Origin of the sequence: Succiniclasticum ruminis DSM 9236, assembly GCF_900112895.1 — a bacterium.
GTDB lineage: Bacteria > Bacillota > Negativicutes > Acidaminococcales > Acidaminococcaceae > Succiniclasticum > Succiniclasticum ruminis.
Genome location: NZ_FONL01000020.1, coordinates 16,816 through 32,788, shown reverse-complemented (window position 1 = coordinate 32,788; position 15,973 = coordinate 16,816). Strand labels below are relative to the sequence as shown.

At 52.6% G+C, this 15,973-nt stretch carries 18 protein-coding genes and 1 riboswitch; of the genes, 2 read left to right on the top strand and 16 right to left on the bottom strand.

Annotated features, from left to right (window positions below; translation table 11 throughout):
- The 3 genes from BM159_RS10340 to recG all read right to left on the bottom strand — a co-directional run.
- On the bottom strand, positions 1-168 hold a 168-nt coding region (locus tag BM159_RS10340), incomplete at its 3' end, for a transposase (protein ID WP_143089433.1).
- Positions 169-389: 221 nt separating this feature from the next.
- Positions 390-1,091 carry a TVP38/TMEM64 family protein gene (locus tag BM159_RS10335; protein ID WP_093914155.1) on the bottom strand — a complete coding sequence of 234 codons (702 nt, stop codon included), beginning with the start codon at positions 1,089-1,091 and terminating at the stop codon, positions 390-392.
- Positions 1,092-1,116: 25 nt separating this feature from the next.
- Positions 1,117-3,213 carry an ATP-dependent DNA helicase RecG gene (gene recG / locus BM159_RS10330; protein ID WP_093914154.1) on the bottom strand — a complete coding sequence of 699 codons (2,097 nt, stop codon included), beginning with the start codon at positions 3,211-3,213 and terminating at the stop codon, positions 1,117-1,119.
- Positions 3,214-3,361: 148 nt separating this feature from the next.
- Between recG and rpmB the strand changes: the two genes are divergently transcribed.
- Positions 3,362-3,550, top strand: a complete 189-nt coding sequence (rpmB, locus tag BM159_RS10325) for a 50S ribosomal protein L28 (RefSeq protein ID WP_093914153.1) — start codon at positions 3,362-3,364, stop codon at positions 3,548-3,550.
- A 269-nt stretch (positions 3,551-3,819) separates the two neighbouring features.
- On the opposite strand, the gene BM159_RS10320 is transcribed toward rpmB, so the two are convergent.
- From BM159_RS10320 to recA, 5 genes are read right to left on the bottom strand one after another with little or no spacing between them, the layout of a single operon-like run.
- Positions 3,820-4,293 (bottom strand): zinc ribbon domain-containing protein, encoded by a 474-nt coding sequence (locus tag BM159_RS10320; protein WP_093914152.1) that lies wholly within the window; start codon positions 4,291-4,293, stop codon positions 3,820-3,822.
- Between the two features lie 55 nt (positions 4,294-4,348).
- On the bottom strand, positions 4,349-5,872 hold the full coding sequence (gene rny / locus BM159_RS10315; RefSeq protein ID WP_245763707.1) for a ribonuclease Y: 1,524 nt from the start codon (positions 5,870-5,872) through the stop codon (positions 4,349-4,351).
- On the bottom strand, positions 5,869-6,099 hold the full coding sequence (locus tag BM159_RS12010; protein WP_177206007.1) for a hypothetical protein: 231 nt from the start codon (positions 6,097-6,099) through the stop codon (positions 5,869-5,871). The genes rny and BM159_RS12010 overlap by 4 nt, the downstream gene beginning before the upstream one ends.
- A 45-nt stretch (positions 6,100-6,144) precedes the next feature.
- Entirely contained in the window at positions 6,145-6,660 is a 516-nt protein-coding gene (locus BM159_RS10310) for a regulatory protein RecX (protein ID WP_093914150.1), read from the bottom strand.
- Entirely contained in the window at positions 6,623-7,696 is a 1,074-nt protein-coding gene (gene recA / locus BM159_RS10305; protein WP_093914149.1) for a recombinase RecA, read from the bottom strand. The genes BM159_RS10310 and recA overlap by 38 nt, the downstream gene beginning before the upstream one ends.
- Positions 7,697-7,860: 164 nt before the next feature.
- Here recA and BM159_RS10300 point away from each other — a divergent pair, with 164 nt between their 5' ends.
- Positions 7,861-8,895: a 3-deoxy-7-phosphoheptulonate synthase gene (locus BM159_RS10300; protein ID WP_093914148.1), complete on the top strand. Its 1,035-nt coding sequence runs from the start codon at positions 7,861-7,863 to the stop codon at positions 8,893-8,895.
- Between the two features lie 168 nt (positions 8,896-9,063).
- On the opposite strand, the gene BM159_RS10295 is transcribed toward BM159_RS10300, so the two are convergent.
- The 8 genes from BM159_RS10295 to rsgA all read right to left on the bottom strand — a co-directional run bounded on the left by BM159_RS10295 (position 9,064) and on the right by rsgA (position 15,965).
- The gene (locus tag BM159_RS10295) at positions 9,064-9,477 is read right to left on the bottom strand and encodes an amino acid-binding protein (protein WP_093729532.1); all 414 of its coding nucleotides are present in this window, start codon (positions 9,475-9,477) and stop codon (positions 9,064-9,066) included.
- A 15-nt stretch (positions 9,478-9,492) separates the two neighbouring features.
- Positions 9,493-10,425 carry an Hsp33 family molecular chaperone HslO gene (gene hslO, locus BM159_RS10290; protein WP_093914147.1) on the bottom strand — a complete coding sequence of 311 codons (933 nt, stop codon included), beginning with the start codon at positions 10,423-10,425 and terminating at the stop codon, positions 9,493-9,495.
- Between the two features lie 25 nt (positions 10,426-10,450).
- Entirely contained in the window at positions 10,451-10,912 is a 462-nt protein-coding gene (gene ribH, locus BM159_RS10285; RefSeq protein WP_093914146.1) for a 6,7-dimethyl-8-ribityllumazine synthase, read from the bottom strand.
- 78 nt (positions 10,913-10,990) lie between these two features.
- Positions 10,991-12,265: a bifunctional 3,4-dihydroxy-2-butanone-4-phosphate synthase/GTP cyclohydrolase II gene (locus BM159_RS10280; protein ID WP_425443223.1), complete on the bottom strand. Its 1,275-nt coding sequence runs from the start codon at positions 12,263-12,265 to the stop codon at positions 10,991-10,993.
- A gap of 13 nt (positions 12,266-12,278) precedes the next feature.
- Positions 12,279-12,971 carry a riboflavin synthase gene (locus BM159_RS10275; RefSeq protein ID WP_093914145.1) on the bottom strand — a complete coding sequence of 231 codons (693 nt, stop codon included), beginning with the start codon at positions 12,969-12,971 and terminating at the stop codon, positions 12,279-12,281.
- 45 nt (positions 12,972-13,016) lie between these two features.
- Entirely contained in the window at positions 13,017-14,141 is a 1,125-nt protein-coding gene (ribD, locus tag BM159_RS10270) for a bifunctional diaminohydroxyphosphoribosylaminopyrimidine deaminase/5-amino-6-(5-phosphoribosylamino)uracil reductase RibD (RefSeq protein WP_245763706.1), read from the bottom strand.
- 45 nt (positions 14,142-14,186) lie between these two features.
- A riboswitch (FMN riboswitch) is annotated at positions 14,187-14,341 on the bottom strand.
- A 110-nt stretch (positions 14,342-14,451) separates the two neighbouring features.
- On the bottom strand, positions 14,452-15,096 hold the full coding sequence (gene rpe / locus BM159_RS10265) for a ribulose-phosphate 3-epimerase (RefSeq protein WP_093914143.1): 645 nt from the start codon (positions 15,094-15,096) through the stop codon (positions 14,452-14,454).
- The gene (gene rsgA, locus BM159_RS10260; protein ID WP_281243283.1) at positions 15,093-15,965 is read right to left on the bottom strand and encodes a ribosome small subunit-dependent GTPase A; all 873 of its coding nucleotides are present in this window, start codon (positions 15,963-15,965) and stop codon (positions 15,093-15,095) included. The genes rpe and rsgA overlap by 4 nt, the downstream gene beginning before the upstream one ends.
- Positions 15,966-15,973: the final 8 nt, after the last annotated feature.

Below are 15,973 nucleotides of genomic sequence, written 5' to 3'. Positions count from 1 at the left end.
CATACAATTTCCTTCGATGATTTCTACACCTTTCCATTTGCACAAATCTTTAAGAATCGTTCTGATATCCAAACGCAATTGGTTATAAATGATTTTTCTTCTGTATTTTGGTGTAAATACAATGTGATATTTGCATACCCACTTGGTATGTGCTAAACTATTTGCCATAGGGCAACATCCTTTCTTGTTTTAGTGACGGCTTGAACACTATCATTATACAAGAAGGATGTTGCCCTTTTGCTTAAGCATTAATCCCACCTGCGTAGCAGGTGGTTTTTGAGCCAAATCCCCTTGAGGGATTCGGCTCCCAAGCTAAAGCCATAATCAAAAAAAGAGGAACGGGAATAACCCGTTCCTCTTTTCTGTATCAGCATGTACCGGTCCGTACCCTAATTTTTAAACAGCTTCTTCTTTCCGATATAAAACACCACCGCCACCACAATTATAAGGACCGTCAGACGGACCATGCTTTCGCGGAAATGGACCACGTCGTGACCAATGACCACCTCCAGCGCCGTGGAAGGAAATTTGCCAATCAGGTTAGCTATGATATAGTCCCTGGTACTCATACGGCTCAGGGCGCCGACAGCGGTAAGGATGCCGGAAGGAAAATATGGCAGCGCCCGGGCAAAAGTCATCCAGATAATGCCGTTCTTTTCGCTGGCCTTGTCGATGTCCTGCAGGCGGTCGGCTTTCCGGATCAGTTTTTCCGCCGTGTTGCGGAAGAAGAAACGCATCAGAAGAAAACTCAGCACCACGCCGGTGGTCTCCGCCAGCCAGGACACGGCGATGCCCAGGGGCAGACCGAAGATGAGGCCGTTGGCGGTTGACAAAAAGATGGACGGAAAGATACTGCCCGCGTTAATCAGCACATCAATAAAAAAGCTGATGAAGATGGCCCAGGGGCCAAAGGAACGCAGGTATTCCGCCAGCGCTTTCACGTTGCCGCTGACCGCCAGCCTGCCCGCCTTGTGCACTACGTCGCCGGCAAACAGGTGCATACACAGCAACAGTAACAGTAACAGCACAAGGGCCACAACTTTGGTTACCCCGTCCGGGTCCTGATACCATTTCTTTTTATCTTCTGACATGTAAAATCTTCTTTCTGATTCTTTTTTATGAGTTAAAAATTCCTGCAAAACGGCTGTCGAACAAATTGGCCGCGCCTTTCAGCATTTCTTTACGCAGTTCCGGTTGCGCCAGGACCCGGGTTGCGTCTTTACGGGCCGCCAGCAGCACGTCCGTGTCTCTCAGTATATCAGCCAGGCGCAAATCCGGCAAGCCGTGCTGACGCAGGCCAAACAGCTGCCCCGCTCCCCGCAGTTCCAGGTCCCGCTGGGCCAGTTCAAAGCCGTCGTTGGAATTATGCAGTACTGTTAAGCGGGCCAGATTGTCCTGCTCCTGATTGTCCGTCAGCAGCACGCAATAGGACTGTTTATCGCCCCGGCCAACCCGTCCCCGCAGCTGATGCAGCTGGGCCAGCCCGAACCGGTCTGCGTTCTCCACAATCATCAGGGTGGCATTGGGCACATTAACCCCTACTTCAATGACCGTCGTCGTTACAAGGCATTTCAGTTCCCCTGCCGCGAAGGCTTCCATGATCTCGTCTTTTTCCGCCGGTTTCAGTTTGCCGTGGAGCAGACCGCAGGGAATGTTCTTCAGCCAGGTCTTTTTCAGTTCGGCATACACATCATTCACGCTGCGGATGCCTTCCATGGCTTCCGATTCCTCAATGGAAGCACAAACTACATACACCTGCCGCCCGGCTTCAATCTGCCGCACCATGCCGGCATAGACTTTCTGCCGCATGTCGCCGGTGTAACACAAGGTTTCCACTGCTTTCCGGCCCGGGGGCATGCCCCGCATCACGGAAGTTTCCACATCACCATATACAGTCAAAGCCAGTGTACGGGGAATGGGCGTGGCCGTCATGATCAGCACGTCCGGCGCGTAATCCGATTTGTTCACCAGCGCCGCCCGCTGGTTCACGCCGAAGCGGTGCTGCTCGTCTGTCACCACTAACGCCAGATGGGCGAATACCACGTCTTCCTGCAGCAACGCATGCGTGCCCACTAACACGTTCAGCGTGCCTTCCGCCAGTTCCTGTAAAATTTCACGGCGCTCCGCTGCTTTGGTATTGCTTGTTAAAATCTCGATCGATATGCCCGTATCTTTAAAAAATTCTGTCAGCGTTTCCAGATGCTGCTGGGCCAGAATTCCCGTAGGCGCCATGATGCAGCCCTGGAACCCGTTTTCCGCGGCTTTCGCCAGAGCAAGGGCCGCGATGACAGTCTTGCCGCTGCCCACGTCGCCCTGCAGCAGACGGTGCATCGGCTTTACATCTTCCATGTCGCCGGAAATATCTGCCCAGGCTTTTTGCTGTGCCCCGGTCAGAGTAAAAGGAAGATTCTGCAAAACCTTTTGCACCGTCTTCCCGTCCCGGGCAAGTTTAACGCCCGGCCGGCCGTCGTGGTTGTGCTCCCGGTTCAGCATCAGCCCGCACTGGAGCAAAAACAGTTCTTCATACACCAGACGCCTCTTTGCTGACCGGAACCGCTCTGTGCTTTCGGGGAAATGAATATTGCTGACCGCTTCGAGACGGGAGGGGAAACCATACTGTCTGCGAATGCTGTCCGGAACCGTTTCCGGCAGCCCGTATTCTTTCGCCAGCTGCAACGCCTGCCGCACTGCCCCGCGCAAATTCTGCTGGGTCAGCGACTCCGTCAGATTATAAACAGGCAGAATGCCTACCGATCTGTCAAGATTATCTTCATCACAGGGCTGAAGCAGCACTTCGCTCACGGCTTTGGCTGTACGCCCCGGCTTCGCCCTCCCCGTAATCAGAAGACGGCTGCCCGGTTTAAAACGGCGGGCCTGAAAACGCTGGGCCCCGAACAGGAATATTTCCGCATACCCGGTTTCATCTTTCACGGTGATGACCGCATAGCGACGTCCACCGCCGGACACCCTCTCCACCGCACGCAGGGCTTCCGCTTCGAAAATCTGGCGGCTGCCGTCCGTTTTTAATTCCCGTATAGTTGACAGATGGGAATAATCGATATAACTGTCCAGCCGGGGATAATAATTCAGCAAGTCCCCAATTGTTACAATCTCCAGACGGGCAAAGGCTTCTGCCCGTTTGGAACCGATTCCCTTTAAGGCCGTAATCGGTTTCTGCCACCAGTTCTCCATGCCTTCCCGTCCTTTCTGCATTAAATATATATAGATTATAGCATTATTTTCACTTTTTTCTTTGACATTTTTGAAAAATGCTTGCTTTTCAGTTACACATGTGGTAATATACTCATGTTAATTTAATGAGTAGCTATATGCTTGATTCTGTGAAGGAGGTCGAACCACGATGGCACATATTTGTGAAGTATGCGGCAAGGGCATCATGTCCGGCAACAACGTAAGCCATTCCAACCGTCACACCAAAGCTGCCTGGAAGCCCAATGTACAGACTGTACGGGCTGTCGTAGACGGCGAAGTGAAACGCGTGAATGTCTGCACCCGTTGCCTGCGTTCCGGCAAAGTTACCCGCGCATAATCAGAAATGATACAATAAGCTGTTCTCTTCGGAGAGCAGCTTTTTTGTTTTGCAGATAACAAAACGTAAAAACCATTGCAGCCGGTAAGGCATCGCAAAACCGTTCCCATTTGCTATTCCATGGATTCATTCGCCTGTGGCGTCGAAACCCGGGGCTTCGCCCCTCAGACAGTCTCGCCACGGCCGGCTCATTTCATCTTATGGAATGACGCAAACGCGCACGCTGTTTTGCTTATGTCTTACCGGCTGCAACGGTTTGTGTACATTAGTTAATCGTCGCTCCGGAAAATTGTATCAAAAATACTCTTCTTCTCATCCGAATTGTCAATGACATCTTCATTGAAATTGAGCCGGGTTCCACATTCCGGGCAGAATTTTGTATTGGCCCTCACCTTATGCCCGCAACTGGTGCAGCGGATGAACGCCTTCATCTCAATGAGGCGCTGTTCATACAGCTTGTAAAACGCGTCCACATCACTGTAATCCGGCTTCCATGTGTACACTTCGATATATTTTTTATGCTGGTCAAAGAACAGTTGTACCGCGCCGTCACCCATGTCCTGCAGGGTAACGTCAAAGAACTTCTTTCTTTTGTGTCCGTGAATCACGTGATGTTCATCATCCCGTTCATCCACATCGATGCCGATATCGTTCAGACAGTCAAAAATCAGCTCCCAGGCATCCTGGAACGCAACCTCATAAATACGGATATCCTGCACTCCTCCGGCTCCCGGTATACGCATATATTATCACCTTCTTAAAAAATGGCTGCGAGCCTTGCGGAACGCAGCCATATATTTACTTCGCATAGTCAACAGCCCGGGTCTCACGAATGATGACCACCTTAATCTGTCCGGGATATTCCATTTCTTCCTCAATCTTCTTGGAGATATCGCGGGCCAGCAAAACGGCTTTCGTGTCGTCAATGACTTCGGGTTTAACCATGATGCGGATCTCGCGGCCAGCCTGAACAGCATAGCACTTCTCCACACCGTCAAAGGATTCGGAAATCTCTTCCAATCGTGTCAATCGTTTCAGGTAACTTTCCAGAGTCTCTCTGCGGGCGCCCGGACGGGCAGCAGATACCGCGTCAGCAGCGGCAATCAGTACAGATTCCACGCAATTGGGTTCAATGTCCCCGTGATGGGAACCGATTGCATTGATTACAAATCCGGACTCACGGAACTTCTTGGCAACTTCCACGCCCAGTTCCACATGGGAACCTTCCATTTCGTGGTCAATCGCCTTGCCAATATCATGCAGGAGGCCTGCACGTTTTGCCAATGTAACATCCACGCCCAATTCAGAGGCCATGATGCCGGCCAGCTGTGCCACTTCAATGGAATGATTCAGCACATTCTGCCCGTAGCTGGTACGGTATTTCAGACGTCCCAGCAATTTGATAAGCTCTGGCCTCAGACCGTTGACACCAACGGTGAAGGTTGCCTGTTCACCGGCTTCCCTGATGTTCTGCTCAACCTCTTTCTGGGCTTTTTCAACCATTTCTTCAATACGGGCCGGATGAATCCGTCCATCATTGATGAGCTTTTCAAGGGCGATGCGGGCAACTTCCCGGCGTACGGGGTCAAAACCGGAAATAATAACTGCTTCCGGAGTATCATCGATAATCAGATCAATGCCTGTCAGGGTTTCCAGCGTACGGATATTCCTGCCTTCACGGCCGATAATCCGGCCTTTCATTTCATCATTGGGCAGGCCGACTACGGAAACCGTAGTCTCCGCCACCTGATCGGCAGCACAGCGCTGGATGGCCAGCGCAATGATGTCCCGGGCCTTTTTATCGGCCTCTTCTTTCGCGCGCTGTTCCATTTCCTTGATCATAACGGCAGTGTCATGCTGTACATCGTCGCGGACTGCAGCCAGCAGTTCCTGCTTCGCGTCTTCGCTGCTTAAACCGGATAACCGTTCCAGTTCCTGCAACTGTCTCTGGTAAAGGGCGTCGACCTTTTCCTGTGCAGCATTCAGTTTGGATTCTTTTACTGTAAGATTTTCTTCTTTCTTTTCGAAAGCGTCAATCTTGCGGTCCAGATTTTCCTCTTTCTGTACCAGACGGCGTTCCTGTCTTTGCAGATCGTTACGCCGTTCTTTATTTTCACGTTCCATATCGGAACGTAAACGATGAATCTCATCCTTAGCTTCCATTAAGGATTCTTTTTTCTTTGCTTCAATTGTTTCTTCGGCTTCTTTGATCATGCGGTTCGCTTTTTCTTCCGCTGTGGCCAGCTTGCCTTCCGCCACATTCTTGCGTAACACATAACCTGCGCCGCCGCCAACGGCCAAAGCTACAACTGCAGCAATCACTGTTTCGAAAATTTTCTTTCACCTCCTTCTTTTACGACATAAAAATAAGGCAACCGATACGGTGGTTCGCCTCGTGAAATACGAAAAATCTTTAATTTTTGGAAATACTGATTAATTTTACTTACACGACTGGCAACTATAATTGTAATGAAAAATCCCCAAAAAGTCAAGGCGGCAATGCTGAAATGCGTTTCTGTGCCGGCCCTGTCTTTTTGGGGATATTCCATTTTTCAGATTACAACTGACTCATCAGCCTACGAATCACACACGTACTATTCCTGAACCTTTGACATGGCTTCTTCCTTCGCCAGGGCCAGGCCCACTCGAATCATGGATGGCCCGAATCCTCTGGCAGAGAAATACCGCGCCAGCGCAGCCACGCCTTTTTCCGTCGCGCAGTCGTATTTTTTATCGTGCCGACCCGCTATCTGCCGGTACGCTGCCCGCACACGCTGCATTTCTTCTTCTTCGCTCAGCATGGCCAGGATGGCAGGAATATATGCCTCGCCCACCTGTTTTTTCAAAAGCTCCGCCTGCAGATGCAGCCTTCCATAGACCTTTCTGCTCCGCCAGGATTCAAAGACGCGTCTGGCATAGCGCTCTTCATTAAGCAAGTCGTATTCTTTCAGCTTTGCCACAGTCTCCCGGATCAGTTCAGAAGAAGAACAGCGCCGCCGCAGCTTCTGCACCAGCTCCTTTTCACCGTGTTCCCGGCGGTCCAGCAGGCTTAACGCATATTCGTAAACTTCATTACTGGTTGTCAGGGATTTGCTGGCGTTCCGGAACATCTGCCGCTACTCCTTCCAACTCCTTCGGAGCCATCAGTTTATTAACAGTGAGTTCGCGGATCTTTGCTTCCACTTCCGCCGCCACTTCCGGGTTGTCCCGTAAAAATTCCTTGGCTTTTTCCCTGCCCTGACCGATACGCACGTCTCCGTATGAGAACCAGGCGCCGCTCTTTTGCAGGATATCCAGATCCACGCCCAGGTCCACCAGGCAGCCGGTACGGGAAATTCCCTGTCCGTACATAATGTCGAACTCTGCCTGCTTAAAAGGCGGAGCCACTTTGTTTTTGACTACCTTGATACGGGTGCGGGAACCGATGACATCATTGCCGTTCTTGATGGCTTCCACCTTCCGTACTTCCATGCGGATGGTAGAATAGAATTTCAGCGCACGGCCGCCGGTGGTGGTTTCCGGGTTGCCGAACATAATGCCCACTTTTTCACGAATCTGATTGATAAAGATCGTGGCGCATTTTGATTTTGAAATGATACCGGTCAGTTTACGCAGCGCCTGGCTCATAAGCCGGGCCTGCAGGCCTACATGGCTGTCCCCCATCTCCCCTTCGATTTCCGCCCGGGGTACCAGGGCCGCTACAGAGTCGATGACGATGATATCAATGGCGCCGCTGCGAACCAGCGCGTCACAGATCTCCAGAGCCTGTTCCCCGTTATCCGGCTGGGAAATCAGCAGGTTATCAACATCCACGCCCAGACGGCGGGCATAATCCGGATCCAGGGCATGCTCCGCGTCGATAAAAGCCGCATAGCCTCCCATCTTCTGGGCTTCCGCGATCATATGCAGCGCTACTGTCGTTTTGCCGGAAGATTCCGGCCCGTAGATTTCCACAACACGCCCCCGGGGGATGCCGCCGACACCTAATGCAATATCCAGGGACAAAGCTCCTGTAGGAATGGTTTCCACATTCATCTTGGCGCTGGCTTCGCCCAGACGCATGATGGAACCTTTGCCGAAATCTTTTTCAATCTGCCGCATGGCGCTGTCAAGCGCCCTTAATTTATCATTTGAAATACCTGCCATAACTAAACCTCCTGCGTTCGTCGAAAACTTTCCTGCAATCATTATACAAACAGAAGTTCGATTTGTCAATACAGAGCTGTAACCTTTTTAGCAGTAATTTTTCAACGCTCTTTGTGAAAGTATGGTATTATATATACAATTCGAAAGGAAATGAGGAAACATAAATGGAAATGCAGATGGAGTTCATACGGAAGCTGCCGTCGCCCCAGGAACTGATGCAGGATTATCCTCTCGGCGCCGAAGCGTCAGCCGCCAAAACAGCAAGAGATAAAGAAATCAGAGATATTATTTCCGGCAAAGATGACCGTTTCATCCTGGTAATCGGCCCCTGCTCCGCCGACAATGAAGACGCTGTGCTGGATTATATACACCGTCTGGCCGGCGTGCAGGAAAAAGTTAAAGACAAACTGATGCTGATCCCCCGGGTTTATACGAACAAACCCCGGACCATCGGCGTCGGTTATAAAGGCATGCTGCATCAGGCCAATCCGGAAGGAAAGGAAGACATGCTGGCGGGCATTACCGCTATCCGCAAGATGCACGTGCGGGTGGTGCAGGAAACCGGTCTCACCAGTGCGGAAGAAATCCTGTACCCGGAAAACCACCGCTACCTTTCCGACATTTTATCCTATGCAGCCATCGGCGCCCGTTCCGTGGAAGACCAGCTGCACCGGATGATCGCCAGCGGCGTGGGCATTCCCGTAGGCATGAAGAACCCCACCGGCGGCGACATCGGCGTCATGATGAATTCGATTGAAGCGGCCCAGCACGAACAGAGTTTCCTGTTCCACGGGTGGGAAGTGCGCACGAAAGGAAATCCTCTGGCCCACGCTATTTTGCGGGGTTATGTGGACAAATTCGGCAACAACATGCCCAACTACCATTATGAAGACCTGCAGGGACTGCTGGACGCCTACCACGAACGGGACGTCGTCAACCCGGCCGTCATTGTGGACGCCAACCACTCCAATTCCGGGAAAAAATATCTGGAACAGATCCGCATTTCCAAAGACGTGATGCACAGCCGTCAGGTCTCCCCCGATATCCGGCAGCTGGTCAAAGGCATCATGATTGAAAGCTACCTGGAAGACGGCAACCAGAAAATCGGCGGCGGCGTGTACGGCCGCTCCATTACCGATCCCTGCCTGGGCTGGGCCAAGAGCGAGCGCCTGATACTGGAACTGGCAGAGATGGTGTAATTCATTCTCTTTTTAAAAAATTAACCGAAGCATATGCCTCTTTTCCCCCTCCCCGCTTCGCTCGTCGAAGGGGCCCCTTTGAGGCATATGCTTCGGTTTTTTATAAAGGCTTAAGGAAACAAGCCCTGCCGGCCTTCGCTTCTTCAGCCACTTTCATATCCGGAACTATCAAAAACGGTCCAGCAGCCGGTAGCCTTTGCCCCGTAGGAACGTTTCCGTTTCCGGTTCATCGGTACAGAACACCGCAATCGGCGTGCTGTCGCTGCGGTCAAAGGAAATGTACAGATAGCGGATCATCACATTGGCATTCTGCAGATCGGAAAGGATCCGGTTCAGGGTGCCCGGCTTGTCCGAAGCCATGTCAATGGCAAGGACTTTGTCCAGCCGGCACTGGTAGCCGGCTTTTTCCAAAGCGGACTTTGCCTCTTCGGATTTGTCAACGATCAGCCGGACAATGCCGAACTCCGCACTGTCCGTCGCCAGCATCGTATAAATATTAACATCTGACTGAGCCAGCACGCCTGTTATTTTACTTAACGCGCCTTTCGTGTTGGCTGCAAACAATGAAATCTGATTCAGCATGGTATTCCCCTCTTTCTATTTTTTTGCCTTTTGCGCAAGTTTTTTTATCTCTTCCCGGGAGAACTCATATCTTGCATTGCAGTACGGACAGGTAATTTCGGTTTTCTCATCCTCCGCCAGCTGGTTCAGCTCTTTTTTCGGCAGGGTCTGCAGGACGCCTTCTACCCGCTCCCGGCTGCAGCGGCAGCCGAAATGCAGCGGATAGCTGTCCAGTATCTCCACTTTCATATCTTTTCCCAGCATCTGAATGATCCGCTCCGGGGTAAAGCCCATATCGATGAGACTGGAAACATAAGGCGTATGCCGCACATTTTTGTCCAGCTGTTCCAACGTTTCTTCACTGCAGTTGGGCAGCGCCTGGATGAACCAGCCCCCTGCCGCCTGCACATCGCCTGTTTCGTCCACCAGTACGCCCAGACCTACAGAAGACGGCGTCTGTTCGGAGGTGTAAAGATATCTTGTCAGATCGTCGGCAATCTCGCCGTCCACCAGTTCCGCTGTTCCCGTAAAAGGTTTCGCGCCGGCTGTGTATCGGGTCACGGAAATAGTGCCGTTGCCAACTGCGCCGCCAACATCAAGATGTCCGTTTTTCGGCGGCAGATACACATCCGGGTTGCCCACATAACCCCGGGCAATGCCTCCCTGTGCTTCTCCCGTGATGCCCTGGATCGGTCCGTCGCCGGAAACTTTTATGCCTACCCCTTCTTCATTTTTCATGGTGGCCGCCAGCAACAGTGCACCGGTCACGGTACGTCCCAGGGCTGCGGTGGCCAGATGGGACGCCTTATGGCGCAGGGACAGCTTGCGTACCAGACGGGTGGTCCGAGCAACGTAGATGCGCGCATCCCCCACAGTAGCGCGGGTCAGGATATCCGCTTCGCCGGCAAATTTTGCTTTGGCAGTTTTATCTTCGGTTTTATCAACTGTATTCGTTTTGATTTCTTCCATGGTAATCCCTTATCGTAACTCTGTTTTATAATTTCTTGAACAGGTTGACCATTTCGATCGCGCTCATGGCTGCGTCATAGCCCTTATTCCCTGCTTTGGTTCCGGCACGCTCCACGGCCTGCTGGATATTTTCCGTAGTCAGAATTCCGAACGCCACCGGCACGCCGGTCTTCATGGACGCCTGGGCCACACCCTTGGCCGCTTCCGCGCAGACATAATCAAAATGCGGAGTGGAACCGCGGATGACCGCTCCCAGCGCAATCACTGCGTCAAACTTTCCGCTTTCCGCCAGTTTCTGCGCAGCCAGGGGAATCTCATATGCCCCGGGCACCCAGACCAGAACCACCTCTTCAGTGTTGCCCCCTGTGCGGCGGATGGCGTCTTCCGCGCCGCCCAACAATTTGCTGGTGATAAATTCGTTAAACCGGGAAACTACAATCGCCAGCTTCAATCCTTTTGCCGATAACATACCTTCCAGTGTTTTCATTTGTCAACCTCCTGTTATTCAGTGTTTATTTATAAAAATTTTAACTATTGCAAAGTTACCTGATGACGCTCCCTGTTATCATTCAGATGACGGTTTTCCTTTCCCGCAGCCGCACCCCAGATGCAGGTCCGACAATTCATGCCCCATTTTATTTTCTTTCGTTTCCAGGTAAAACTCATTGTACTGATTGGGTGCAATTTCAATGGGTACACGTCCGGTGACCGTGATGCCGTAACCGGATAAACCGGCCCGTTTTGCCGGATTGTTGGTAATAAGCCGCACACTGGTGAGACCCAGGTCCGATAAAATCTGGGCGCCCATGCCGTAGTCCCGCAGGTCCGGGGCAAATCCCAGCCGCACATTGGCTTCCACGGTATCCAGTCCCTGCTCCTGCAGCGCATAAGCCCGAATCTTATTGGCCAGCCCGATGCCCCGGCCTTCCTGTCGCATATAGACCACAACGCCGCAGCCTTCTTTTTCAATCATGCGCAGGGCGGAAGCCAGCTGGTCGCCGCAGTCGCAGCGCAGGCTGCCGAATGCGTCACCGGTGAGGCATTCCGAATGAACCCGCACCATCACGTCTTTTTTCCCTGCAACCTCTCCCTTGACCAGGGCGATGTGGCATAAGTCGTCCAAATCGTTTTCATAGGCGATAATTTTAAAGGTGCCGAATTTGGAAGGCAGCTTTGCCTCCGCCACCCGGTGCACCATCTTTTCATGCTGCTTGCGGTACGCCACCAGCGAGGCCACCGTTACGAACACCAGATTGTGTTTCTTCGCGAATTCAATCAGCTGGGGTGTGCGCATCATATGGCCGTCTTCATCCATAATTTCGCAACAGATGCCTACCGGTGTCAGGCCCGCCAGCCTGCACAAGTCCGTGGTGGTTTCCGTGTGCCCGGTCCGCACCAGCACCCCGCCTTTACGGCTGCGCAGCGGGAACACATGGCCCGGCCGCCGGAAATCCATGGCCTGGGCACCGGGTTCCGTTACTTTTTTCATGGTATAAGCCCGCTCGTAAGCCGAAATGCCCGTCGTAGTATCCACGTGATCGATGGAAACGGAAAAAGCCGTTTCATGATTGTCCGTATTGTGGGAAACCATAGCGCCGAACTGCAGCTTGTCCATGATTTCGGCATCGGCCGGCATACAGATGAGGCCCCGGGCTTCCTTTGCCATAAAATTGATGGACTCCCCTGTACAGAACTGGGCCGCCATGATCAGGTCGCCTTCGTTTTCCCGGTCCTCATCATCGGTTACCAGCACCATCTTCCCTGCCTTGATGGCAGCGATGGCTTCTTCAATCGTGTTGAATGTAAAGTCTTTCATTTCTTTCTCCATTCCGCCTTTCATGGAAAACAGCTCCCTAAAATCCGTGTTTCAGCAAAAACTCTTCCGTTAATTCCGGTTCTGAATTTTCGTTCTCAGCAGCACCCGGCTTATGCCGGCCCGAAAAACCGTTCCCCTTTTTATCCATCCCCAGCATTTTCTCCACGTACCGGGCCAGGATATCTGTTTCCAGATTGACGGCATCGCCAGCGCTTTTATAACCCAGCGTGGTCATCTTCGCCGTATGGGGAATCAGGGAAACACCGAAGCCCGAATCATCGGCTTCCGTCACCGTCAGGCTGATGCCGTCCACGGCGATGGAACCTTTCTCCACGATGTAGCGAAGCAGTTCCCCGGGCGCCTGGATCCGGTACACCCGGGCATTGCCTTCCGGAATGATCTGCTGAATCGTTCCCACGCCTTCCACATGTCCCTGCACGATATGCCCGTCCAGACCATCCGTGGGACGAAGCGCTTTTTCCAGATTCACCCGGTCCCCCGGCTGCAGCAGGTGCAGCGTGGTCCTGCGCACAGTTTCCGGCATCACGTCCGCTGTAAAGGTATCGCCCCGGAGATGCACTACCGTTAAACAGACACCGTTCACTGCAATACTGTCCCCGATTTTCACACCGGACAGCAATTGGGGAGCGCGAACCGTCAGCCGGCAGTTTGTACTTCCTTCCGCCAGGCGTTCCACCGTGCCAAGGGCGGCAATTAAACCCGTAAACATGATACATCCTCTCTTTACAATCTATAATGATTATTTATGATTCATTTAAAACATTACCCTGCCGGTGATCAGCCAGTCTTTCCCCAGGGGCAGCAGTTCCGGTTCCACAACCGTTGCGCATTGGGACATCCGCTCAATGCCCCTGCCTCCAACGGAAGGCAGTGCATTTTTCCCTCCCACCAGTTTCGGCGCAATAAAGGCGTAGACCCGGTCAGCAATCTGACTGTCCAAAAACGAACCCAGCACTTCGCTGCCGCCTTCCACCAAAACAGACGTAATCTCATGCTCATATAAGGACTGCAGCAAAGCAGAAAGCGAAATTTTGCCATTCTCACAGGGAAGAGTTACTACTTCCACATTTTTCAGGCGCTGCAACTTATCGCATGTATCTGCATCCGCTTTCGGGCCGGTAACCACTACCGTCTTCGCATCTCCCTGCAGCACCTTTGCAGTCAGGGGTATCCCAGCCCTGCTGTCCAACACGATGCGGACAGGATTTTTTCCCTCCACCAGCCTTGTGGTCAGTTCCGGATCATCATCCAGTACCGTACCGATGCCAACCAGGATCGCGTCGTGGATTTTACGCAGGTAATGACTGTACGTATGCGCCTCCTGCCCCGTCACGAAATGGGAATCCCTGGCAGAGGTGGCCAGTTTGCCGTCCAGCGTCTCCGCAAATTTCAGACTGACAAAGGGACGGTTTTGGGTAATCCACAGTAAAAAGTGTTCATTCAGACGCCTTGCTTCTTTTTCGCAGACGCCCGTAATAACCTCTACGCCAGCTTCCCGCAAACGGCGAAACCCGTTGCCCGCCACTTTGGGATTCGGGTCTTCCATGGCCGCCACCACCCGTTTGATGCCTGCTTTGATCAGCGCTTCACAGCAGGGGCCGGTCCGTCCCCAGTGGGAGCAGGGTTCCAGCGTAACAAACGCGGTGTGGCCCTGCCGTTGCTTCGCCTTCATGTCCGCGATGGCGTTCACTTCCGCATGAGGCGTCCCCGCCTTATGGTGCCAGCCTTCGCCGGCTATCTTTCCATCTGCGTCGGCAATCACACAGCCCACCATGGGATTGGGACTGGTACAGCCTTCCGCCCTTCCGGCAAGTTCCAAAGCCCTGCGCATATAATACTCATAGTCAGACATGGCAAACTCCCCAAAACAAAAAACCATAGGAAACGTCCAGAGGCATTTCCTATGGCAAGACAGTTCTCCCATACAAGTCTTTTCTCATCCAGACTATACTGTCGGTTCCGGAATCACACCGGATCGTGCGTCGGCGCACCAGGCGCTGTCGGCTCGCGGACTGTACCGCCGGTTGGGAATTATGCGCCGGATCCGCCGGACACATTCACCCTGCCCCAAAGACTGTTTTCGTTATATAGTTTAATATGAAATCACGCGTCTGTCAATCGTACCGCCTGCTTTCATGCAAAAGCGTTGCCCCTTGACAGTATAATTTCAAAAGATTTTTTACAAAGCCTTACCCGCGTAAACTCTTTATCGCGGCGTTCACGTCCTTCGCCCCGTACACGTACGAACCCGCAACAAGTACGGTCGCCCCGGCCCCCACAACCTGCCGGGCCGTTTCCGCATTGATGCCGCCGTCCACCTGAATGTCGGTACGCAAACCGGCCATGTCCAGCATCCGGCGCAGCCGGCTGATCTTCGGCAGTACGGTAGAGATAAACTGCTGGCCGCCGAACCCCGGGTTCACCGTCATCAGCAACACCATATCCACATCAGGCAGGATTTCTTCAATCAAAGTTAAGGAACTGGCCGGATTCAAGGCCACGCCGGCTTTGATCCCTTTGGCATGGATGGCCTGTATACAGCGGTGCAAATGCTTTGTGGCTTCCGCATGCACCACGATCTGGTCTGCACCCGCTGCGGCAAAATCCTCAATATAGGTTTCCGGATGATCTACCATCAGATGGCAGTCGAAAAACATCCTGGTCACGTTCCGGATTTTTTTCACCACCGGCGCGCCAAAGGTCAGGTTCGGCACAAAATTGCCGTCCATCACATCAATATGCACCCAGTCGGCGCCGGCCTTTTCTATCTTCCGGATCTCGTCTCCCAGGCAGGAAAAATCCGCCGATAATATGGACGGAGCTATTTTGATCATCTTCGGTTCCTCGCTTTGTTTTCTTTTAACTCTTCCAGGATTGACAAATAAGACGCGTAACGGGAAGGAGCAACCCTGTTTTCCCGCACCGCATCCTTGACGCCGCAAACCGGTTCATGGGTATGGCTGCAAGGCGAAAATTTACAGGCCGCTTCAAACTGTCTGAACTCGGGAAAACAGGCCGGCAACGCTTCCGGTTCAAGATTTTCCATCAGTACATTGCCAAAACCGGGCGTATCGGCCAGGTAACCTCCGTTAAAGGGTATGAGTTCTGTATACCGCGTGGTATGCTTCCCCCGGCTGATTTTTGTGCTGATCTCCCCTGTGGTCCGCAGGACACCGGGCTGAATCGCATTCAGCGCGGAGGATTTGCCCACCCCGCTGGGACCGCCAAACGCGGTGACTTTTCCCTCCAGACGCTTGCGCAGGGCGTCAATGCCCTCTCCGGTTTTGGAAGAAATCACAAAGGTTTCATACCCGATCTTCCGATACACCGCAGCAATACGTTCCCTCTGCTCTTCCGCAGTCAGATCAGCCTTGGTCAGTACCAGCAGTACCGGAACCGTTGCCGCTTCCGCCAGGATCAGCAATTTATCCGCGATCAGAAAACTGAAATCCGGCTGTACCAGCGCCAGGGTAATCACCAGCAGGTCAAGGTTTGCCACCGTAGGCCTTTCCAGATAATTACGGCGGGGCAGAATGGCTGTGATCATCCCTTCGTCCGCCTTATCCGGATTGACTTCCAGCTGCACCCGGTCGCCGGTACACAGGGAAAACCGTTTTTGTTTCATGTGCCCTTTGACCTTACAGGTTATCATAACGCCGGCACAATCCACGTAATAGTATCCGCTGTAAGACCGAACTACCAATCCTGATG